Origin of the sequence: Flavobacterium sp. (assembly GCF_003525665.1) — a bacterium.
Lineage (GTDB): Bacteria > Bacteroidota > Bacteroidia > Flavobacteriales > Flavobacteriaceae > Flavobacterium.
Map to the genome: position 1 here is coordinate 1 of NZ_DQDX01000144.1, position 6833 is coordinate 6833.

Below are 6833 nucleotides of genomic sequence, written 5' to 3' on the forward strand. Positions count from 1 at the left end.
GTTTTATATTCAAATGATTTGCGTCTGTTATTTTCTTTGAATGTTCAGAAACTAATTCAATCCAATCTGATATTTTTTTATTTTCAGTTGTTTCAATTCCCCAATATTCAGAAAGTTCAATTGCTGAAGTTTGTACTAATGTTTCAAGTGCATAATCTAGATTATTAAATAAGTTTAAAAATATTCTTGGTATATTTTTGTATATTTTTTTTCCAACTATTAAATCTCCTTTTCCTCCAGAAGAAAATAAATCACGAATATTTGGTGTAACAATTCCCTCCCTAGTTACCAACCATGCGGGAATTCTCTCAAATTTTTTAGGACTACTTCCAAAAATCTCGATAAAATAAACCATTATTTTTGTAATGATTTCTTTTTGTTTTTCTCTATCAATATTCTTCCACATTTTAATTGATAAGTTACTCATATTATTGTTATCAATCCACCAAAGTTGTTCTCCTGCTTTTAAATTGCTCTTATAAAAATCTACAACATGACCCAAAGGATTTTCTTTTTTTCTTAAAGTATCATATGTAGTATCCATTTTATCGAATATAGTTTTTCCAATTGGTAAATTCATATCAATAAGGTAACGAGGAGAATGTGTTACAACTACTTCTGATAAGCATTCTTCATATGGACGACATTTAAACTCAATGGGATTTGCTAATTTCGCAAAAAGCATAAATATCCTTTCTACATCACTAACTCTTGTACTCTCTAGAACACTATTACCCGTAGTTTTCCAATGATTTTGTGTTGTTGTTTTTACTTCGATACCGTAAAATTTCTTTGCGACAATATCTGGAAATTTTTGTCCGCCAATCACTTGAATTGAATTTTCAAATATTGTGCCTTGCGACAATTCTGTCATCATGCTGCCAACATGATTTTCTAATTTTGTGCCAGCAAGATTTGCAAATATTTTCGGATTTGTAGAGCCTTCTACATTTAATTGCTTCAAAGTTGAATTTAGCAATATATCAAATTCACTTCTATGCGGTTCTGGATTTAAAGAAATTATCATAATTATTTTTTAAAGTACAAATCCCAAATGTCCTCTATTCTTTTTGCTAAATTGTATGCGAGTAACGGTGGAACTGCATTTCCAATTATTTTATATGCTTGCGATGGACTAACTAAATAAGAACCTTTTCTACCGTTTTTATTTTCTATTACAAAATCATAATCTGGCGGAAAAGTTTGAATTAAAGCACATTCTCTAGGTGTTAATCTTCTTTCAATTAATCCTGCTGAAAGTTCATTATCAATTTTCCCACCATTTTCTTTTGAGAGTCTTCTAAATTCAATATTTCCATGATGTTCTGCACGAATTGTTGGACTAATTCCATTTAGTTTAATTTCAGTTTGCCCTTGGCAATGTGCACCCATATATTTCGCTTTTGAATAGAATTTTTGCGATAAATCACTTGTATTTTCAGGTTCTTCTAACAAACTGAAAACTTCATGTAATTCAACAAAATTTTTCAAATTTTCTCCTTTGACAGTATATGAATGTGTTGGTTTAGGATAAGGATTATAATCGTCTGAAATTGTTTCTTTTTCTAATTCTAATAATGCTGCATTTGTTAATTCTGATTTTTTTATCCCAATAAATATTACTCTTTCTCTTGATTGAGGAACACCATAATTTGCTGAATGCAAAACTCTAGGATTTAAAACTATGTAACCGTTTTCTCCAGCCGATTGGAAATCGTTTTGAATAATTTCTTTTACGTTTTCAAGATTAACTAATCCTTTTACATTTTCAGCTATAAATATTTTTGGTTTAGTAATTTCTATAACTTGTTTCATCCACATATAAAGTTGCCCTCGAGTTTCTTCTGTTGGCGTAACTTCATCAATTAATTTTCCATTATGGTTTTTGTGCGAATTAAATCCATTTCGCTTTCCAGCTATACTAAAGTCTTGACAAGGAAAGCCACCAGTTACAATGTCAATGTTTTCTGGAAAAACCTTAATTCCACTTTGATGAAGTTTTACTAAATCAACAATACTTTGAGTGTAAAATAAATCGGCTTCTCGGCCTTTTTTCATAAAATGATTTACCCACGCATTTCTGGCATCATTCAAAATATCATTTGCGAAGACAGTTTTAAATTTTGTTTTTTTGAGTTGCACAAATCCATTGTTGAGTTTTTTGTCAATAAAGTTAGGTGTTAATTTTTCATTTACTGACGATTTTAAAACAGAAAAACCTCCTTCAAAACCTAAATCCATTCCGCCGCAACCTGAAAAAAGAGACAAAACATTTAATGTTTCAATCTTTTTAGTTTTGACTTCATTTCTTTTTTGACTTGGATTTACATAATATTTAAAATCTAATTGTGGTTCTTCTAGAACATCGATTTCTAATCTTTCTGAATAGTTAGCTTTCATAATTAGATTTTTATTGGGTTTGATTTAATGTATTCAATTTTTTCTTCAGCAACTTTTAAAACTCTGCTGGCACAATCTTCATCTGCAATTTCATAAGCAATTTTGTCGCTCATAAATTGAATCAATAATTCTTGCTTATCAAGTTGTAGAACTTCAGCAATTTTTAAAATTAAATCTTTGGTTGGTTTACGCTCATTACGCTCAATTTTACTTAAAATTGCTTGGTCTATGTCTGCGTAAGCCGAAACTTGCCTGAGCAATAGTCCGAGAGATTCTCTTTTTGTTCGTATGATTTGTCCTACTGTTTCCATTTGATAATATTTACTTGACACTATTTGTCAAATATAATTTATTATTTTATAGAAATATTAAATTAAAATTATCGGATTTCAACAAAAGTATGTTGATATTTTAAGTTCTAAAAAATTAATAAAATTCCTTACTGATTGAAATGTTTATTTATTCCAAATTTTCCAAGCTTTTTCCGCCTGAAAAACTAGCATTTCATAACCATTTTTGGTAACAGCGCCTTTCTTTTTTGCTTTCTTTAAAAACTGAGTTTCTTCGGGATTGTAAATTAAATCAAAAGCAATGTGTTTGTCTGTAAAAAACTGATACGGAATAGGAGGAAACTCCTTTACATTCGGACTAGTACCAAGTGGTGTGCAATTAATTATTATCTGAAAATTATCAAATGTTGTAACATTAATTCGATCATAATCAATAGCATTCTCAGTTGCTTCTCTAGATACAAATGTGTAGAAAATTCCGAGTTGTTCAAGTGCAAAGGCAACTGCTTTAGCAGCGCCACCAGTTCCTAAAATTAAAGCACGTTTATGATGCGGTTGTAAAAGTGGTTCTAACGATTGTTTAAATCCATACCAATCAGAATTATAACCTTTTAAGTTTCCTTTTTTAGTAAATCGAATAACGTTTACAGCGCCAATTTTAAAGGCTTTCTCAGACAAAGTATCCAAAAAAGGAATGATTGCTTCTTTGTATGGAATTGTTACATTCAATCCTTTTAAATCAGGATTATTTTTCAAAATTTCAGGAAAATCATTTATAGATTCAATGTCAAAATTTTCGTAAGTAAAATCATCAAATAAATCGGATGAAAATTTTTCTGTAAAGTATTTTTTTGAAAATGAGTAGGCAATATTTTTACCTACTAACCCGAATTTTTTATTGTCTTCCAATGTGTGTTTTCATTTTAAAACCATTAAGAAATTAAGTTGATTAAGTTTTAGTCTTAATGTTCTTAATTTCTTGATGGTTTAAATTTATAAATAGTAAATTTTACTTTTTGTGTTTTTTAATAATAGTTTGCACTTTTTTTAATGACCATATTGTGGGAAACAATTCTTCCAACATAGTATGATTATTAAAATTCAATCGCAAACCATTGCTCAAATGAAACGTTCCTTTTTCAACATCATTCAACATAAAATACAATCCAGCCAAGCGATATTCTATTTCGTATTCTTCTGGAAAAGTTTCAGATGCTTGTAAAAGTGTCATGACTGCATTGTCAAATTCACCTAGAAACTGTAAAATATCAACCCAAAACAACCAAGTATCCAATTGGTAATCACCAAACTCTACTGCTTTTCTATAACCAAGTTCGGCTTCTTCATAGAAATTCATGGCTTTATTTATCGTTGCAAAACGTTTCCAATAAGCACGATTTTGGTCATCAATAGCTAAAGCTTTGTTTACATAATACAATGCTTTTTGAAAATTTTTCTGACGAACGTAAAAATCAGTAATCGCAATCCAACCTTTGTCTAAAAGCGGATCTTCATGAACTGTTTTGTTGAAATACTTTAACGCTTCTGCTTTATTACCTAATTTTTCGTGACATTTTCCAATTCGCAATAAAGCATACGAAGTTGGATCGTCTAAATCGATGGTTCTTTGGTAGTTTTCAATAGCGTCTTCATAGCGTTTTAAACGTTCTAAAGCTTTTCCATTTTCCATGAAAGCACCCATGAATTCATCGTCGATGTAGGTAGCATATTCAAAAGCACGCACTGCATTTTCATATTCTTTCAATCCATAATGCAATCTACCTTGTTGATGCCAAGCGATTTCACTGTACGGATTTTTGTCAATGTATTTTTTAAGATATTCAATTGCCTCTGCATTTTGATCTAAAAATTCGAAACAATAGACCACATTATAAAGTCCAGATTGATCTACAATATCTTCTTCAAGACATTTCATAAAGTTCTCTTTGGCTTTTTCTAAATTGTCCATAAAAAGGTATTCCATACCAATTAAGTTATAGACATCGGCGAAATCTTCGGTATGTTTTAGAGCTTCTTGAAGTAGTTCAACCGCTTTTTCATGGTTGTCGCGCTTCGAGTAAATATTGGCTTTTTGGATAAAAATTTCTTCGTTAGTTGGCTCAATTGCATACAACTCATTTAGCAATTTTTCGGCAATTTCGAGTTTGTCATCATAGACCAACATTTCAACCTGAACTAGTTTAAGTCCAGTAGATTTTGGGTGTTGTTCCAGTCCAAGTTTTAAAGCTTTTTTGGCCAAACTTGCTTTACCCATATCAAGATAATGAAGAATGATTTCTTCAAATTCTTCTGAATCAAAAAAGAAAACTTTATTGGTTTTCAACATCGATTCAAATTTTGATAAGGATAAATTGTAGTCTTCTTCGTCGTGATCCAAATGCATAGCTTATTTATTTAAAATTATCCTTAATAAAAGTAGGTAACAATTGCTTTAATGTTGGAGAATTTGGTAATTGTTTTGAACAATTTAATTAACATTAAACAGTTTCGAGTTTTGGGTTTCGGGTTTCGAGTTTTTGCGAAATCTATAAAACTCGCAACTCGTAACTTTTAACCCGCAACTATCTCATCCATCACTTCTAAAATAATCTTGCAACCTTCTTTAATTTCATCTTCAGAAATCGTTAATGGTGGCGTAATTCGGATGGCTTTTCCTTCAAACAATAACCAAAATAATATTAATCCTCTGTCTTGACATTTTAAAATAACTTGATTTGTTATTTCTTCATCTGATGTCATCGCAGCAAGCATCAATCCTTTTCCTCTAATTTCTTGTATCAAAGGATGTACCAAAAGTGATCTAAAGAGTTTTTCTTTCTCTAATGATTGCGAAGTGTAGTCTTTTTCTATAATTTCTTGTAAAGTGGCCAAACATGCTGCCGCAATGACAGGATGACCACCAAAAGTTGTAATGTGTCCCAACTTTGGATCGTGGCTTAATAAATCCATGTATTTTTCGTTGGCAATGAATCCGCCGACAGGCATTCCGCCAGCCATTCCTTTTCCGATAATAACTACATCTGGAACGACATTGTAATTTTCAAATCCAAATAATTTTCCAGTTCTACCAAAACCAGGTTGAATTTCGTCAACAATCATTAATGCTCCAACTTCTTCGCAACGCTTTTTTACTTTGGCTAAAAAGTCATTTTGAGGTTGAATAAAACCTGCGCCACCTTGAATACTTTCTAAAATTATTCCAGCAGTTTTGGTGGTTATTTTTTGAATATCATCTTCATTATTGAAAGTAATGAAATCAACATCAGGAATTAATGGACGAAATATTTGTTTGCGTTCTTCAAATCCCATCACACTCATCGAACCCATCGTATTTCCGTGATAAGCATTGTGACACGAAATTAGTTGGCTTCTTCCAGTAACTCGGCGAACCAGTTTTAACGCGCCTTCACATGCTTCTGTTCCCGAATTTACTAAATAAACTTTATTCAATTCTGGAGGTGAATTTTCAACTAGTAATTTGCAATATTGAACTGCCGGACTTTGAGAATATTCGCCATAAACCATCACGTGTGAATATTTGTCCAATTGATCTTTTATGGCTTGATTGACTCTTTGATTTTGATGTCCAAGCGAACAAGCTGAAACTCCTGCGACAAAATCTAAATATTTTTTATTGTTGGTGTCGTAAATGTAAGAACCAATGGCATGCGAAACTTCCATTCCCAAAGGATAGGGTGAAGTTTGTGCTTGGTATTTTAAAAAATCGTTCAATTTATTTTTTATTTAATGTTTACAGAACCAGAACACATATTTCCTTCTTCAATTCCTGTAAGCCAAACTTTTAGTCGTTTAGTTCGTTCTTCTGTCAATTCTTGAAGATAATTGCTCCAACAAGTTGGTTGAATACTTCCATAATATCCAGGTTCTCTGTCAGGAAATTTTGCAAGCATTTCTGCATCTCTAAAATTAATCCAAATTTTTTGTGCAGCTTTTAAATTTTTAAGAAACGCAGTATCTGATTTATAATCTTTTAAAATTTTTTGATAGACAACATTTAGTTCTTTATCTGCTTTTTTATAGTTTTTGTATGCTTCTTCATTAATTTCAGATTGTGTTTGGCTAAAACTACTTGTACTGATAATTAGGACTGTCTCTTATACA

At 31.1% G+C, this 6833-nt stretch carries 7 protein-coding genes; all 7 read right to left on the reverse strand.

Annotated features, from left to right (window positions below; genetic code table 11):
* Positions 1–1027: hypothetical protein (locus DIU01_RS10100; RefSeq protein WP_290834053.1), on the reverse strand; the 1027-nt coding region annotated here is incomplete at its 3' end.
* Positions 1028–1029: 2 nt separating this feature from the next.
* Entirely contained in the window at positions 1030–2400 is a 1371-nt protein-coding gene (locus DIU01_RS10105; RefSeq protein ID WP_290834054.1) for a DNA cytosine methyltransferase, read from the reverse strand.
* A 2-nt stretch (positions 2401–2402) separates the two neighbouring features.
* Positions 2403–2732: a helix-turn-helix transcriptional regulator gene (locus DIU01_RS10110; protein ID WP_290834055.1), complete on the reverse strand. Its 330-nt coding sequence runs from the start codon at positions 2730–2732 to the stop codon at positions 2403–2405.
* A 123-nt stretch (positions 2733–2855) separates the two neighbouring features.
* On the reverse strand, positions 2856–3599 hold the full coding sequence (locus DIU01_RS10115) for a shikimate dehydrogenase (protein WP_290834056.1): 744 nt from the start codon (positions 3597–3599) through the stop codon (positions 2856–2858).
* A 100-nt stretch (positions 3600–3699) separates the two neighbouring features.
* Entirely contained in the window at positions 3700–5094 is a 1395-nt protein-coding gene (locus tag DIU01_RS10120) for a tetratricopeptide repeat protein (protein ID WP_290834057.1), read from the reverse strand.
* 167 nt (positions 5095–5261) lie between these two features.
* Positions 5262–6443 (reverse strand): aspartate aminotransferase family protein, encoded by a 1182-nt coding sequence (locus DIU01_RS10125; protein ID WP_290834058.1) that lies wholly within the window; start codon positions 6441–6443, stop codon positions 5262–5264.
* An 8-nt stretch (positions 6444–6451) separates the two neighbouring features.
* Entirely contained in the window at positions 6452–6814 is a 363-nt protein-coding gene (locus DIU01_RS10130) for a lysozyme inhibitor LprI family protein (protein WP_367221947.1), read from the reverse strand.
* Between the last annotated feature and the right edge of the window lie 19 nt (positions 6815–6833).

Excerpts from the sequence above, each read along its gene's own strand:
- DIU01_RS10105 (WP_290834054.1), bottom strand. The coding sequence starts at position 2,400 with ATGAAAGCTAACTATTCAGAAAGATTAGAAATCGATGTTCTAGAAGAA.
- DIU01_RS10120 (WP_290834057.1), bottom strand. The coding sequence starts at position 5,094 with ATGCATTTGGATCACGACGAAGAAGACTACAATTTATCCTTATCAAAA.